Here is a 16437-nt window from a genome sequence, read left to right on the forward strand (position 1 = left end):
CGCTCGATTCCACCACGCGAACCAAGGGCTAGGCCGGCGCGAAATTCGTGTTTAGCCAGCCCTGATTGTTAAACAACATCGCTAAGGGAGGGCCGGAGATAGTCGTCACCGAACGAGAGGATACCCAGCATCCGCCCGAATGGCAGGCCGATCCGCCAGCTTGGCTCGATGGGGCGGCGTCAACCCGCAGCTTGCAGCACGATCAGGGACAAAATGATCGTGTAGGCGAATTTCATCCAGCCCGGCTGGAGCGAGGTCAAGGCATGGCCGCCGAGCGCAACGCCCGGCAAGAGAAGCAAGATGGGAAACACTCGTCTCAAACGCCGGCACGCCCTTCAGATCGACGAGAAGGACGTAGACGCTGACGACGACCTCAATGATGACCTGCGTCGGTCATGTATACGGGGCTCCTGACGGCGACCGTTCTTGACCCGTTCGTCCAGGGAATTGAACTCGTGTCAACTAGTCCTAAAGGGGTTCAAACCGGTCATCTTTTTCAGCCAGCAACGCAAGCGATCAGACGGAAGCAAGTAGTTGTCGTTCAAGAGACCTTGGCATAATGGCAACGCCATCTTTTACAGGAGAGCATGAATTCTCTTCTCCTCGGCGAGGTCGAATTTTAGCATCCCGCTGCCGTTAAGTCCGGTGCAATTCACCTTAGCGGAGCAGGCGCGGATCACCCACGTGTTCTTCACCGAGCACCTGATGGTCGCCAAGCTCGGCACCACGGGCGTGAAGATCTCGATGCGTAAGGGAGCGTGAAGCGGTCACAGGCTGCTTCGCTCACTACACTGAGCGTCCTTGATTGATTTTATCGTCATTGCTTGACCATCTGGGCATCAGCAGCGCCGGTGAGGTCGAGCTCGGCGGCGATCTTCGCGCGGCCGGAGCTCGCATCGGCACGATGATCGGACGCGATCGCGACATAGACCGCCGGCAGCACGAAGAGCGTGAACAGGGTGCCTACGGACATGCCCGCGACGAGCACGAGCCCGATCGAGAAGCGGCTCGCAGCGCCAGCTCCCGTTACGGTCATCAAGGGTATGAAGCCCGTGACCATTGCCGCAGTTGTCATCAAGATTGGACGCAGTCGGACGCGCGCCGCCATCTCTATAGCCGAGCGACGGTCAAGTCTCTCCTTGAGCTGCAGCTCATTGGCGAACGCAACCATCAGGATGCCGTGCTTGGAAATCAACCCGACCAGGGTCAACAGTCCCACCTGGGTGTATATGTTCATCGTCGCCCAGCCAAAGAATAGCGGGATCAACGCGCCGACGATTGCCATCGGCACGCTGATCAGGATGATGAGGGGATCCCGCAGACTTTCGAACTGTGCCGCAAGCACCAAGAATATGATTATGAGTGCAAATGCAAAGGGAATGGCCAGTTGGTTACCCTCGTGCACATATTGGCGGGCGTCGGCGAGGAAGTCGTGGCTGAAGCCTGCGGGCAGTTTCTTCGCCTCGGCTTCCAGGAAGTCCACGGCCTGCCCGATCGTGACGCCGGGCATCGGGACGGCCTGAAAGGTCGCGCAGTTGAGCTGGTTGTAGTGGGTGAGCGCGTTCGGATCGGTCGCAGCCTCAATGGAGACTACGGTAGACAACGGGACCATCGAGCCCGTCGCAGCCTTCACATAATAGCTCCCGATTGCTTGCGGCGCCAGGCGTACCTCGCGTGGCACCTGCGGGATCACCTGGTAGGAGCGGCCCTGTAAATTGAAGCGGTTGACGTAGTTTCCGCCAAGTAAGGTGGCGAGCGCGTTACCGACTGTCTGCATGGTGATGCCAAGCTCGTTGGCCTTAGATCGATCAACCTTGATTCGTACCACCGGCTGGTTGAACTCGAGGTCGGAGTCGCTCACCATGAACAGACCGCTGTTCCGCGCGGCAGCCTTCAGCTTCGACATCTCCTCGTAGACGGATTGGAAGCCAAGCGTCGAATTGATCACCATCTGCACTGGTAGGCCACCCGAACCGCCAGGAAGCGGCGGCAAGCTAAAGGCAAACGCGTTAATGCCTTCGATTTTGGACAGCTCAGCCTGGACAAGGGACTTTAGCGCAATCGATGATCGCTTGCCCTCGTCCCAGGGCTTGAGCAGCATGCCGGCCATGCCAGTCTGCTGCCCGCTAACGCCATTGATCACAAAGCTCAAGTCAGTCTCTGGAAATTTCTGGAACGCGTGTTCGAGCTTGGCCCCGTAATAGTCGAGGTAGTCGATATTGGCGTATTTCGGCGCCTTGGTTAGAGCGAACACGATACCTTGATCCTCCTCGGGCGCGAGTTCCTTGGAAGTATGCATATAGAGAAAGCCGACGAGGCCCAGCATAGTCAGCGCAAAAAGGGCGGTAATCGGACGATAGTCGAGCGAGCGGTCGAGCTTGTGGCCGTACCATCGTGTCATGGCGCTGAGCCCACGGTTCACAAAGCTTGCAAACCGCCCCCCGTCAGCGCGCCTCAGGAAGAGGGAGCACATCATCGGCGACAGCATCAAAGCGATCACGCCCGACACGATCACCGCTCCCGCTAGCGTAAACGCGAACTCGCGGAACAGCGCACCAGTGAGGCCGCCGAGAAATCCGATTGGGGCATACACCGCAGCCAAGGTAATCGTCATGGATACAACGGGGCCGACGATCTCGCGCGCGCCCCTTATAGCAGCCTGTAGGGGCGGCACACCTTCGTCTAAATGGCGATGAATGTTCTCCACCACCACGATCGCGTCATCGACCACGAGACCGATCGCGAGAACCATCGCAAGGAGAGTCAGGAGATTGAATGAGAACCCCAGCGCCAGCATCATGCTGCAGACACCAACGAGCGACAACGGAATAGTGACCACAGGAATAATGACCGACCGCAGCGAGGCCAGGAATAGGAAGATTACCACCACCACGAGTACGACGGCTTCGATGAGCGTCTTCTCCACTTCATCGATCGACGATTGAATGAATTTGGTGGAGTCGTATGCCACTTTCATCTTCAGTGACGGCGGCAGGTTACGCTCCATTTCTGGAAACAGCGCTCGAACGCCTCGCACTATGTTTAGCGGATTGCCTTGCGGGCTCGCCTGAACGCCGATAAAGACCGCGTGCTCGCCGTTCATTGCGACGCTAGTGTCTGCGGTCTGTGCGGCAAGCTCGATTACCGCAATGTCCTCCATGCGCACAAAGCCACCGTCATTGGCTTTGACGATCATGCGCTTGAAATCATCGACACTTCGCAGATCCGTGTTTGCCGTGACATCGGAGATTGTGAAATAGCTCTTGGTCTGACCGGCCGCGGCCTGGAAGTTGTTAGCCGCGATTGCAGCCGAAACTTCGGCTGGCGACACGCCGTAGCCTGCCATTTTCCCAGGATCGAGCCATAGCCGCATCGCAAAACTCTGGCCCCCCAGGATGTCTGCCGCTGCGACGCCGTCGACGGTTGACATAACGGGTTGCACGACGCGCGTGAGGTAGTCGGAGATCGCGCTGGCCGCCAGTTCCTCGCTGGAGAAGGCGATATACATGACAGCGGTGGTCTGACCGGTCGACTTAGTGACGACCGGATCGTTTGATTCCTTCGGGATTAAGTATTTGACTGAATTAACTTTGGAGAGCACCTCGGTGAGTGCTTCGTTGGGATCGAAATTGAGCTTGATGTAGACTTGGATCGTGGAGGTACCGAGCACCGATGAGGAACTGATGTAGTCGACGCCCTCGGCGGAGGCGACTGCCTGCTCCAGGGGAGTGGTGATGAACCCCTGGATCAGGTCGGCGGAGGCGCCAGGATAGGAAGTCGTGATAGTGACGACCGTATTGGATAGCTTGGGATATTGCCGGATCGGCAGTACGGTGGCCGCGCGCAAGCCGATCAGCAAAATCAAGGAACTGATGACAATAGACAATACCGGACGTCTGATGAAAAGCTCAGTAAATGCCATCTCGACTCGCATTTCAAGGGGGATGCAAATTCGCCAGCAACTCGCGCACGGCAACGGTCATCAATGCGGCGACTGCGCTAAGCCCGTGGTATGAGGGAAGCGTTATCGGCTACTCTAATGGCTCACCTCTTCCTGAGCATAACGCGCCCAATCGTCCGCTTCTCCATCTTCGTCGCTCGAATGAATGTTGACTCCGCTGTTCTGATGCCGATCACGATCTCGAATAGTCGGCACCTTCTAAAGATAAAGCCCCCTGCCTCTCGTCTTCGCACCTGATTGGAACGCAACGATTTCTAGCAAGGTATCAGTTTCAGGTATTGCGCCGCCCCGTCGATCGAAGGATCCAGGTTCGACATCGAAAGTACAAACGACCAAACCGATGCTCAACTCTACAAAGGTAAGTCGGTAATATAGCATGGGCTGCAAAACCCTATACCAAGGTTTGTCGAAATGAGCGCTGGTCGCAGCCGCGCGAAACTTCTGACGTTACCAGGCGCAAAGTTCTCGTTCCCACAATATTCCGTACGCACGCGTTATCGCTTCGCTAAGTCGCTAAACAAAGTCGCCTCGGAGTTGGCCCTTGGCTACGAGCTCGACGCCCCTTTTCCGAGCAGTGCCTTGAGCATTTCTTGCGGGTCAATATGCTGCGCGCAGTTTAGCCACGCATAGCGCTACCGAGTTCGCAACCCCAGTATTACGTTGTCGACCAGCCGCGTTGAGCCGACGTAGGCTGCCGCACAAAGCGCCGCGGGCGCCGCAGTGGGCTGTCGGCGGGTTTGAGCGTGTCACCTTCGACAGGTTCAAGATACTGCAGGCGGTCAATTGCCTCTGAATGCTCCTTGGCGACCGCAATCAGCTTTCTCTAAGTTGCACTCTCCCGAGCGAAATTCGTCGAGCGCTGCGGATAGTCCACGATTGATCGCAAGGGCCCGCTGACGCTCTTCTTAGCTGAGATAGCGGTTGCGACTGATCATTACGAGCCCATCCTGTTCGCGAACGGTTGGTAGTGACGATCTCGATCGGGAGATTGAGATCAATAACCATCCGACGCACGACCGCGCATTGAAGTCGCGCGGATAGGTGTTGTGATCCTCGTTTGGTCCGAACTGAGTGGGGTTGACGAAGATGCTAACTACCGTGACGTGGCACTGCGCCCGGCTCGCCGCGATCAGGGCCATGTGGCCATCGTGGAGATAGCCCATTGTTGGCACCAATCCGACCCGTTGATCGGCACCGCGGGATTTTGCGAGAGTACGGCCAGCGACCCTCGTGATCGTTTGCATGACGAGCTCTACATCGAGTTGGGTTGGACGGCGCCCAGTTGGTAATTGCCTCGCCGACGCCTTCGGGAAGCCTATAGGACTCTTGCGACTTCGGGAATGCACCACCGCGGACGTCCGCGGCCCAGCGCGAAAGCGCATCACGCAACTGCTGAAAGCCTTCTGCATAGGCGCGAACGAATTTGGGGCGATGACCTTCCGCCCAGCACGTCGTGAAACACGAGCACCTGGCCTGAACAAGTCCGGGCCGGCGCCGATTTCGATCGTCGGTATTGTCAAGGAATTGATTGCTCGAGCAGAAAGATCGGCCGGAATGCCCTCCAAATACCAAAGCGAAACAGCCGGCCTCCTGCAGACGGTGAGCATCATCGAGCAAACGCAGCGCCTCATCCGCTTTTCGACCCTGCACTTTGACCCCCCATGGCATTGACGCTCTGGGGCATTAGACCGAGATGACCCGTCACAGGAATCTCGCAATCCACGAGGGCACGCACCATCTCGATTCTCCTGCCGCCGCCCTGATCGAGCGCCTCGACAAACATCGATTACATTGACCGCGTTGTCTCCTCGCTTACCCAATCCTCCAGACATTCCGGCAAGAGCGTCAGCTGGGATCTGTCCGCGCCTGAAGCGTCCCATCCGTATCCCCCATCAGGAAACGGAAGAATCCGAGCCGACTCGAGCTTTTCACACATGGGGTAATTCCGGGCTCGGAGGCATACTCAGGCTCTGGGAATCAGCTCTCCAGGACTCGACAAGGCCTACCTCAGGGCCTTGCAACGACGGAGAGAGGCAATGGAGCACTATGTCGGATTAGATGTGTCACTGAAACTGACTTCGATCTGCATCGTCGATCGGACAGGAAAAGTCGAGCGCGAAGGGGTGGTTACGTCTGACCCGGAGGCAATCGCGACGTTCATCAAATTGCACGCGCCACACGTCGTTCGGATTGGACTCGAGACCGGAGCACGTCGACATGGCTGTGGACCGAGCTGAATAAGATCGGGTTACCCGTTATCTGCATTGACGCCAGGCATGCGAAGGCGGTTCTGAAGATGCAGATCAACAAGAGCGACCGAAATGACGCCGCTGGTATAGCGCGTATCATGCAATGTGGTTGGTACAAGGAGGTTTGCGTCAAGGATCTCGATAGCCATGCGACCAAAGCCCTTCTTGTTAGTCGAGCTCTGCTCGTCAAGATCAAGCGGGATATCGAAAATCAAATCCGGGGGCTCCTCAAGAATCTTGGGCTTGTCATCGGACGAGCAAAGATGAATATGTTTGCTGTGCGTGCCGCGCAGTTGGCAGAGGATCGGTCAGAGCTTTTTGCCGCGGTAGATCCGTTGCTGAAGGCACGCGAGGCCGTTGAGCAACAGATTGTGGACCTTGGCCGCAAGGTGCTGCGGCTGGCTCGCAACAATGCTCAGGTGCGACGGTTCATGTCGGCTCCTGGCATCGGCCCGGTCACCGCCCTTTGCTACCTTGCGACAGTCGATGACCCCGCTCGCTTCAAGAGATCACGAAGCGTGGGAGCCTACGCAGGGCTAACGACCCGCCGATACGCATCCGGCGAGATTGACTGGACGGGCCGAATCTCGAAATGCGGCGATAAGATGCTGCGAAGTTACCTCTACGAGGCGGCCAATGTGCTGCTCACACGCGTAGCAAAATGGTCAGCACTCAAAGGTGGGGCATTCGGCTTGCGAAACGAAGCGGGCTACGCAAAGCCAAGGTTGCAGTTGCCCGAAAACTTGCTGTCATTCTGCATCGGATGTGGATCGATGGTACCGAATTTAAATGGTCATCAAAAGGATGCTGCTGATCAGCCGCATAAAGGATAACGAGTTCCCGCCGAACTGCGGGAGCGAACGTCCCTGCCGGGACGCTGGCGTTGGTGAGATCGCCCCTGGCTTTGCGGTGCTCGAAAGGGCAAAGCGCGCTTCACACATTGATCCGCTAACGTCATCCTACGCCATCATGCGGAGGGCACGCCCCTACCGCGGAGAGAACCATGGACCCGGCAAGGATGTTCAGGGAGAGCTTGACCTCACGCCCGGAATTAGAGAACAGCCAGGGTCACGACGCGCTGACCTTGACGCGGAGGCTTGTGGCTAACGCAGACCACGGGGCAGCCCTGTCGCTCGCTCCTCATCACCTTTCAAGGAATTTCGGGAGGCATCGTCGAGACACATTTGATATAATCTCCGCCAGGCTCTTCGCGGCGAGCCGCGGGCTGCTCTGTCGAGTCCCGCCACATGTAGATCGATGGCCTACACGGTTGAACTTGCAGAGCTTGTTTTGATTTCGTTGGATCAGATCGCCGGGATGTTCACGTTCATAGCGCCGCACCGGCACGGCCGGGTCAAGGTGCGCGATCGGCTCAATCCTAGCGGCCGCTGGATAGGGCTACGGCGTCAAGCCGACCTCGGTTGCGATCTATTTGCTTGTGTGGCCCTGTCGTCGCACACGTTCGGCGCATGTGGTAGGCAGGGTTTGGCTTGGCATGAAAGAGGTCTTGTGGAGCGATCACGGTCCATCGACGCCTGCCTCGCGGAACGCTTGACCCACCTGGCGACGGTCTTCGCCGAAATAACAAAGTGCAGCGCGGCTGCAGCCTTTGTCAGGCCATCTACGATGACGCTCCGCGCCATAGCCTTTCGGCGTCAGAGGCGCATCCTTATGGGTGCCCATCGATCCTGCGGGAGTGGGCTAAAGCTTTGACAACTGCGCTCCCTCGTTCAGGACCGGTTGGACAACCTACCGAAAGCTCACACTAGTGGTCTCACAGACATCCTACCCGAACCGGCTGACACCCAGGCGGCTCCTCTAAAAGCGCGCGTATGCGCGCAGCGATCTGCCGTGCTTCCTTGGGCCGCAGGTTAGGCTTCATGCAATCGAGTATGGCTAGCATCGCCCGAACTTCGTCGATGTTTAATGTCGCGACCTTTCGATCTGATAGTCCCAGCGACTGATCGGCGGCACGGACCTGATTGGCTACAAGTACCGCAAGCGCTTGCGACCGCAGGGACGCGATATGCCGCTCGAATGTATGCATTTATTGACCTGTAGCTGCCCTGGGCATGGTGTCGCAAGCGTTGGTGCAACCCGGTCGCACAGACTGGGGCTGGCCCTCTTTTGCTCCAAAGAGGCTCAAATTCTCAAGGGCTACTAAGCTGTATCTTCGAGAAGTAAACAAAGGGCACCTACCAAAACCGGTCGGTCCCGTCCTCATCGGCGACTCTCTAAGCTGGGTCTTTGCCTCGAAGAAACTGGAGACACCAGCATTTCCAGACACGTGCGCGTTGCATAAACAAGAATGATAGGCCAAACGCACATGAGAGACCCAAGAATGTGGCGGAGTAAATCCAGACGAAGCGCGATAGGAGCAGTCCGTTGGAAAGATATCCGAGACCTCGGAAGCCGCGACAGGGAGAACTGCCTTGATCGGAGAGGCTGTCGGCGCCGTCATCGGCCACACATGGCGGAGACAATTGCATCAAGACCACAGCGGACGGAATTCAGCCAGGCAATCTCCTTTCCCTCCTGAGCGTTGCTGATGATTATCGGAAGCAGTGCGGACGCGACTCGGCGTCGTTTGGTTGCGCTGGAGCAGACGCTGTCCCTACCCCGCCCGCACTGCCAGTTGAACTTAGCAGAACTTGACTCAGCGCTTATCCCCCACGCATACACAGAGGCAGCGCTGTACCTGCCACCCAGCTAACTGCTCCAAACTCAGCTTGAAGTGACGGCAAGAAGCTGATCGGGAGCTTATCGCTCGCCAAACGAGCAAAATCGACGGAACGAGAACTAATCCGTGAGTTGGAAGCAGTGCGGACGCGGCTCGGCGCCTGACGGTCTGGGGGCATCATGAGGCACTATCCTGCCGCATCCGCAGTGCAATGAGCTTAACGGAAGCGTGACTCGGCACATGGTGGTCCTTCAGCTCATGCGCTGTCCCTGCCACGCCCCCGTTAACCAACGATTTCTTATCAGGGCTGGCTTACCGAAAGCTGACAGAGCTGCGCAGCAGTTTACAAAATGAAGGGCCATGTGGCCCGCTTGCCATCGGCAGCAATATCGACGTTTACGCCTCGGACAATAGCCATTCGGCGCGCTTGCGATCAGCGGCAGCCGCACCGGCGCTACGCGCCGGATTGACGCTCAGCCAATCCACAGCACGTTTGTGACTGATCGCCGCTATGACCTCACGCCCCCTGGCTCGTGCGGCTCTTCGACCGTGCAGTATTCGATCACGCCGATCAGCCGGTAGGGCGCGAAAACTAGACGCAATTGGCGAGTTCGAGAAAAAGCAGCGCGGATGCGACTCGGCGCCTATGTCCACCGGGGGACGGTGGATAAATGCGCTATTTTGCCGCATCCGCTTCGCCGGAAACCTTGGGGCCACATGACTCGGCACCCTCCATGGGAGGGAAGGAAGGCGCCGTCCCTATCACGTGCCGCTGGCTCAGTAGTCGGCCTCGGGGATCACAAGGCCAACCCACCCGGCTTTCCCGTGAGGCCCGTCGCCTCACGGCAGTGGGAATTTAGCGAGAGAGCGGCGTCGGGTGACCTACCAGCATTGGTAGTGATGCACAGCAATGGAAAAACTGTTGGTCAAACTTGAAGACCGGGCGAGTTAACGCCGCTCAGTCCTCCGAACGATCAGACGACGCCAGGGTCCCCCAGTTTCGCCACCTCTCGGTTTGGCTGCCGTAAGTAAAAAAAGAGCGCACCCTAAAGCATCGGCCAGCCGCAGCATTTCGTCACAACGCGGATGGCGCGAGCTGGCATGTCCTGCCGTCGTGAAGCGGTCCAAGTTAGGAACGGTAACAAGACTTGAGGCCGCTCCTCGAGAAGCGGAGGGCGTTTAGCGTCGACCGCCTAGTGCCACCTATGGGAGCAATCTTGCGCACCCCTGGATCACTCGCCACCAGCGATGACGGTTCGCGCATCTTCGATCGGCGCAGCGATAGAATTCTTGTCGACATTCTTCGGCACCAATGACGCGGTCTCCGACTAAGTATAAGCTTACCATTATCCGGCATCCTTCGTTTGTTAGCGATGCAAGCTGCGATCGCAGCGCGCTTATGTCAGCGCGGCATAATTGAATGAATGCAGAGCAGCGCCTTCCCCGGGCGCTACGGGCTTGAGGAACGGATGCTCGGGCGGACCTTAGGATGTTGGGCCATGGCTTTTATTCTTCTTCGACCACGCGGTGTGCTCGCCCATTTTGCGCCGCCTGTCATACCAGAACCGCACTCGCGCCCCAACCACAAGCGGGACGTCGTAATTGGTCACGGTTCCCTCGGTGAAATAATAATCGCGCGTCTTGCCATCGGCGTGCAGGAAGCCATAGTAGCCGCGATCGTTCGGCTTGATCTTGACGACGCCATCGAGCGTTTCAGGCATTTGGCGGAAGCCGGACATTCCGCGCGCGGGTTTCGACCCATACCTTGTCTGCCACAGTCAAAGCTGACCCGCGTATGCGGCGCGTCTATCTCGTCGCGTCACAGCCGACGAGATCGCGCTCGTGAAAGTTGGCGGTTAGCTCACGGTCGTAACCCTCGCCAAGCGCCGCGTCGACGATATAGCCGTAGTGGCGGCTCCGATTGTTCGGTCTTCGCGGAAGACAATGATTCGCGCCTCAAACTCGCGAACTCGTTTTCAGGGAACTGGAAATTGCGTCATCACGCAAGACTTTGGTCCTGGCTTCGCTTCGAAGCGGGTGCTCAGCCAAGAACGAAATCACACTTTTCAGGCGCGTCAGGATTTCTCAGCCTCAGGTTGGCCGGTCGAAAATCGGTGCGGGCGTGACACTGTCGCGACGCTGTCTCAATTGCGTCGCGACATCGGGTCTCGTCGTCGCCTCAGCAAGCTTCTTAGTTCGCGTCGGTTCATAAACCAATGTCTTCGTCGAGCGCCAGCGAAGACGCGGCCGGTAACGAGACCGCGGCGATGTGGCTCATGCCGTCCACTGTGAGCTTCTGACCTTGCATGACGGCAGCATGCTTCATGCCGGGTTCCGGGGTATCAGGCGCTCCGTTACGCCGTTGCAGAGCATCTTTGAAGCATTGGAGCCCCCCACTACACCGCGGCTTTCTCGCGCCGATATAGCTCCCGGCGCTGTTCGCGATTCTGACGAACCGCTCGTTCCCCAGCGCCTCGCTCCCTTTGCTTGCGAGAGACCAAGGTACGGCCACCACGGCTTGCGGCGGCGAGCGTTGGCTTCGAGGCGTTTGTCCCTCGAGCTGGCTTCTGCGGCAAGCTTCCTGCCGTTAGGGAGCGCAGTTGCGCGATGAAGTTCGCGGCAAACAGCTCGTTGTCAAGCAGAGCCTTTGATCTGTAGAGAGGCGCAAGCCTCTGCATGCCCTTCTTATCACTAAGCATCGGTCAATCCCTTCTCTCGCGGTCGACCGAAACGGCTTTCGTTCCCAAAATTGAAGCCACGCCAGCAACGCGATGACGGCTTCGCGTGCCGCAATGCAGCCGGGCCTTGTGCGTACTGCAAGCGCGTGGCTCCGAAGCCCCGCAGGATCTTTCGCGATGGATTGCGAGAATTGGCGCGGCCTCAACTTGTTAGGCTGGGAGGCGATCAGTCTTGATGTTATCTGTGCTCAGCTAGCTTTGAAAGTCGCGTCTGCCGGTTCGTCAACGCTATGCCACCATTTTGCTTCGTCGGGACTCGGCGGAATAACTGGGAATATGGCAAATTGTGAATGTGAGGGATCGGCTGCGGAACTAGGCGCGGAAGAGAAGTGCGCTGCCGCCGTCGTCGGCCTTAGGATCTGCAGACTTGCTTGGCACGACGATCGGAAAGGAGCTTGTAGCTGCGCAATGCTGCGGTAGACTATTTATTTTGCGCGTTTGCCTCTTCGCTCTCGCCAAAAATCCCGACTCATCTGTGATATCTGTCTGTGCTGCAAAGATCCGCTCGCCTGCCGGATCGCAAAGGCGCGTATTAATCGGCGTTTGGCGGCACCAGCATAATTCGGCGTCCTCTGCAGCTTAGCCGGGGTCAAGGAAGCTGTGACCTATCAATCTAAGAGGGCGCAAATCGACGTCGCTGATCAAGATCAGACATTGTCCATTGGTGACAGAAGCGATCAGCGGCGCTAGGTATCGTTCGGCAGCCGCCTCGGCTCATGATGTCGCTTGCCAAGGAACGTGTCCGCCCACTTTTGCAGCAGATCGCGAGAGTGACGCACCGCACCGTAATTGGCTGCCCGCCGTTCAGCGTCTCAAGGCTCTGGCCGACAGGAATTGACGGGCAGGGATCGGGCATGGCTCACCTGTTAATGTTTTGAAGTATTCCGAGCCCGGAAGGTCTAGCGGGGGAGGCAGCGCGGGCCGGCTCTCCGCGCTGTTTAAAGCTCTGAAACTACCGGCTCCGCGCTGCCAGCGGAGTTAAATGACGATGTGACTCGGCGCTCGTCGAAGAGGCCCTTGGAAAGCGCTGTCCCTATCACGTGCGCCACTTCGCTCGCCAGCGTCACGGTACTGCAACGCTGCCACCTAGCACCCTTGGGCGACTGCCCGGGGCGCTCTGCCTTTTATCGTCAGAAGTCCCGCAAGGCACCCGCCAGATTTGGTCGGTTGCGCTAGTTACCAAGAAGAAACTGAAGTGAGAACCAGTCGTTGTGCCGACCACTCCTGTCCCCGAATCCAAGCCTGACGCCGCTTATCGCGAGGGGCCATGAGGAGCTTCTGGCTTGTTCACAGTAGGCACGGATCTGATTCGCGACTCTGGCGAGGCCTTGAGTTTCCACTCAGGTATTCGGTAGATGGAGAGGGCGTGCGCTTCCCAGCGGCATCAATTCCGCCTAAGCAAAGCCATTGGGTCCTCTCTTTTTCTTCGCCTGGGCATCCGATTGCACGACGAGCTCATAGCGGCCGTTGCACCTAGTTTTCATCCGAGCAGGATGCTCGAAATGATCAGTTCCCCCCACGTCTTGTCGACTAGCCCCAGCGCAGGTGCGTGCACCTCGTTGAGCTGCGCGATGGCCTAAAGGTTCGGTCGTGCGGGAAGCCGATCGCAACTTTCCCTTGCAGACAAATCCAGACAAGGCGATCTTACGTCTCGCGCGAGTACTTGCCCGTGTGGCCGCGAGGGAAGATCATGAAAGACAGCTCATCGAGCGAAACGATAAGGAAAAGAGCGACGATCTATGCTCGATTCTCAATCGATCTACAGAACGAGAGATCGATTGATGATCAGCTTTCACTTTGTCAGAGCTATGCCGAGCGCGAATGCTTAACTGTGGTCAGCACCTATGAGGATCGGGCCCGTTCGGGTGGCTCAGTCATGGGACGCGAAGGCCTTCTTCGGATGTTGGACCAAGCGCGGGAGAGATCCTTTGACGTGGTAATCGTCGAAGCGCTCGATCGTCTTTCTCGCGACATGGAAGATCTCGCAGGCATCCATAAGCGGCTGTCTTTTCTCGGAATCGAGATCCGGGCGGTTCACGAAGGTGTTGTCAACACCGTGCTGGTCGGCCTTCGCGGCTTGGTCGGACAACTCTATCGTGAAGACAACGCTCACAAGGTGCGTCGTGGCCAGGCAGGGCGGGTCAAGCAAGGTTTGGCTGGAGGTGGCCTGACATACGGATACGCCGCGGTTGCCGGAAAAAGCGGCGAGCGGGTCGTCCTCGAGACCGAGGCACAAGTGATCCGGCGCATCTTTCAGGAATACGTGGACGGTCGAACGCCTCGCGAGATCGCACACGATCTCAACAAGGAAAGGGTATCACCTCCGCGGGGGCGCGCATGGAATGCTTCAACTATCAATGGCAACGTTCAGCGTGGCGCCGGAATTCTGCAGAACGAGCTTTATGTAGGGCGCCTCGTTTGGAACAAGGTCAGGATGGTGAAAGATCCCGACTCGGGAAAGCGCCTGTCACGACCGAATCCGAGGAGTGATTGGCAGATTGCTGAAGTGCCGCATCTTGCAATTGTCGGTCCAGAATTGTTCACAGCTGCCCAGCAACGCAAAGGGGAGCGCAGCCACGGCCACCCCAGCCATCAACGTCGGCCCCGTCGGATGCTATCTGGCTTACTCCATTGCGGTTCATGCGGCTCGGGTATGGCAACGAATGGACGGGACAAATCGGGGCGCGTTCGGATTCGCTGCTCGGCGGCCACCGAAAGTGGCACGTGTCCTGACGCCAAGACGTTCTATTTAGACACGGTCGAGAGCGCAGTCCTCAGCGGCCTAAAGGCCGAATTGCGTGCGCCGAACGTTCTTTCGGAGTACGTGCGCACATATCTAGAGGAGCGGAAGCGCCTCGCAGCTACATCAAACGCAAAACGGCAGCGCCTTGAGCAGCAGCTTGGGCAATTGAACCGGGAAATCGAACGACTGGTGGATGCGATCGCAAAAGGGCATGGCGATCCGTCTGTTCTCGGACCGCGATCAACCGCACTGGATGCCAAACGAAAGCGGATATCCGAGGAGTTGCAGAGTGAACCGCTCGCCCCGAGGGAAGTCGCGCTACATCCGGCCATCCTCAAACGATACGAGGATCAACTCGGTCGGCTTGAAGAAGCACTAGCAGAAGGTGCCAGTGGGGGCGACGGAGAGGCCGCAGAAGCCATCAGAGACCTGGTCGAGACGGTGACTGTGTTCCGCGATCCAGCTCGCCCAGGTGGTGTAGCCGTGGAGATAGCAGGCCGGCTAAATGCCCTGCTCGGGGAAAAGGCCTATCCCAACCACGTTAAAGGAGTGTGGGGAAAGGTGGTAGCGGGAGAGGGACTCGAACCCCCGACCCCAGGATTATGATTCCCGTGCTCTAACCAGCTGAGCTACCCCGCCACAGGGCCCGCGAACGGCTGCTATGGCCGATCTCGCGAACGCGCGGCATATAAAGAAGGGGGCGGGCGTAAGTCAATCCGCCTTCGCTAAAAGCTTCTGCCTTCGCCAAGGCTTCGGCGGGACAAGATGGCGAGAAACGGCCGATTTGGGCGCCGGATTTGCCCATTTGAAGACCGGACTCGTGGAAAATCCCCCTCACCCGGATCGCATCTCCGACGCGCTCCGGCCTCTCCCCGCAGGCGGGGAGAGGCGAAGGGCGCGAAGGCGTGAAATCGCTTATTTCGGCCGCACGTTGGGGTCGCCGCCGGGGCTGCCCGGGGGCGGGATCACCGGGGTGTTGCCGCCGGTTTCGGGGGCCGGGGCGTGCATCTCGGGATCGACGCCCGCGGGCGGGCACAGCACGCCGTCGGACTTTGCCAATCTGTCGCCGAGCGGTTCCCGGGACTGGCCGGTGGTGGTGCCATCGGCCTGGCGGTTCGGGCGGTCCTGCGGGGTGCAATTGGCCGCGTGTTGCGGGGATGGCGGCGCGGTCGCTTGCGGCGGCGTCGCCGGGGCGGGCGGCGCCTGCGCGATCGCGCTGCCGGAGGCGGCGATCAGCAGGCTGGCCAGGATGATGTTTGATGTCGTGCGCATGGGAGGGAAACGCGCAGGAAGCGCGGCCTGTTCCCGGTGGGAATGCGATGTGATCGGGCTATTCGCCGCGTTCTCAGTGCACCTCTCCCGCTTGCGGGGAAGGAAGCGCACTGCCGGCTTGGCTGCTATCGAGACAAACCGCGATCAGGCTTTGTGGTAGCGGATCAGCGAAAAGTGCCCCATCGGCGGCATCGGCCTCCGCTCGGCCAGCGTGACGCCGCCGTGCCTGGCGGCCCAGCCCTCGAGGCGGGCCCACGGGAATTCCGGCCGCCAGCCGAGGCGGCGGGCGACGGGGGCGAAGGCGAGCTCGAACAGCTTGCGCGGGCCGGTCTCGGCGCCGATGTGGTTGACCAGGATCAGCTCGCCGCCGGGCTTGAGCACGCGCACGAACTCGTCGAGCGTGCCTTCGGGATCGGGCACGGCGGTGATGACATATTGCGCCACCACCGCGTCGAAGAAGTTTTCGGGGAAGGCGAGGTTTTTCGCATCCATCACCGAGAGCACTTCGACATTGGAGAGCCGAAGCGCACGCACGCGCGCCTGCGCCTTGCGCAGCATAGGCTCGGAGATGTCGACGCCGCAGATCTTCGTGGTGCGCGAATAGTCGGAGAGCGAAAGCCCGGTGCCGACGCCGACATCGAGGATGCGGCCGCCGATGCGGTCCGCCTCTGCGATGGTCGACTGCCGTCCGGCGTCGAACACCTTGCCGAACACGAGATCATAGACCGGCGCCCAGCGGCCATAGGCCTTCTCGACCCCGGCCCGCGAGATGTCTGCTGCCATGCCCCTGCCCC

The 16437-nt window shown here is 58.8% G+C and carries 5 protein-coding genes, 1 tRNA gene and 3 pseudogenes; 2 read left to right on the top strand and 7 right to left on the bottom strand.

From position 1 onward, the window contains the following. Nucleotides 1-817: 817 nt before the first annotated feature. The 3 genes and pseudogenes from GGD66_RS12785 to GGD66_RS12795 all read right to left on the bottom strand — a co-directional run. On the bottom strand, nt 818-3922 hold the full coding sequence (locus GGD66_RS12785) for an efflux RND transporter permease subunit (RefSeq protein ID WP_183257960.1): 3105 nt from the start codon (nt 3920-3922) through the stop codon (nt 818-820). Nucleotides 3923-4593: 671 nt separating this feature from the next. Then, nucleotides 4594-5205 (bottom strand): annotated as a pseudogene (locus GGD66_RS12790) (4-phosphopantoate--beta-alanine ligase). 43 nt (nt 5206-5248) lie between these two features. Then, nucleotides 5249-5723, bottom strand: a pseudogene (locus tag GGD66_RS12795) (3-methyl-2-oxobutanoate hydroxymethyltransferase); the annotation flags it as partial. A gap of 274 nt (nt 5724-5997) precedes the next feature. Between GGD66_RS12795 and GGD66_RS12800 the strand changes: the two are divergent. Continuing rightward, nucleotides 5998-7024, top strand: a pseudogene (locus GGD66_RS12800) (IS110 family transposase). A gap of 3350 nt (nt 7025-10374) precedes the next feature. Here the strand turns inward: GGD66_RS12800 and GGD66_RS12805 are convergent. Continuing rightward, nucleotides 10375-10629, bottom strand: a complete 255-nt coding sequence (locus GGD66_RS12805; protein WP_183257961.1) for a hypothetical protein — start codon at nt 10627-10629, stop codon at nt 10375-10377. A gap of 2689 nt (nt 10630-13318) precedes the next feature. Between GGD66_RS12805 and GGD66_RS12810 the strand changes: the two genes are divergently transcribed. Then, nucleotides 13319-14977 carry a recombinase family protein gene (locus tag GGD66_RS12810; RefSeq protein ID WP_183258081.1) on the top strand — a complete coding sequence of 553 codons (1659 nt, stop codon included), beginning with the start codon at nt 13319-13321 and terminating at the stop codon, nt 14975-14977. Here the strand turns inward: GGD66_RS12810 and GGD66_RS12815 are convergent. From GGD66_RS12815 to GGD66_RS12825, 3 genes are all read right to left on the bottom strand, one after another. Next, nucleotides 14934-15010 (bottom strand) — tRNA-Met (locus GGD66_RS12815). The genes GGD66_RS12810 and GGD66_RS12815 overlap by 44 nt on opposite strands. A gap of 276 nt (nt 15011-15286) precedes the next feature. Then, nucleotides 15287-15643: a hypothetical protein gene (locus GGD66_RS12820; protein WP_018318409.1), complete on the bottom strand. Its 357-nt coding sequence runs from the start codon at nt 15641-15643 to the stop codon at nt 15287-15289. A 144-nt stretch (nt 15644-15787) separates the two neighbouring features. Next, nucleotides 15788-16426 (bottom strand): class I SAM-dependent methyltransferase, encoded by a 639-nt coding sequence (locus GGD66_RS12825; protein ID WP_018318408.1) that lies wholly within the window; start codon nt 16424-16426, stop codon nt 15788-15790. Between the last annotated feature and the right edge of the window lie 11 nt (nt 16427-16437).

It is taken from the genome of Bradyrhizobium sp. CIR48 (genome assembly GCF_014198315.1).
Taxonomy (GTDB): domain Bacteria; phylum Pseudomonadota; class Alphaproteobacteria; order Rhizobiales; family Xanthobacteraceae; genus Bradyrhizobium.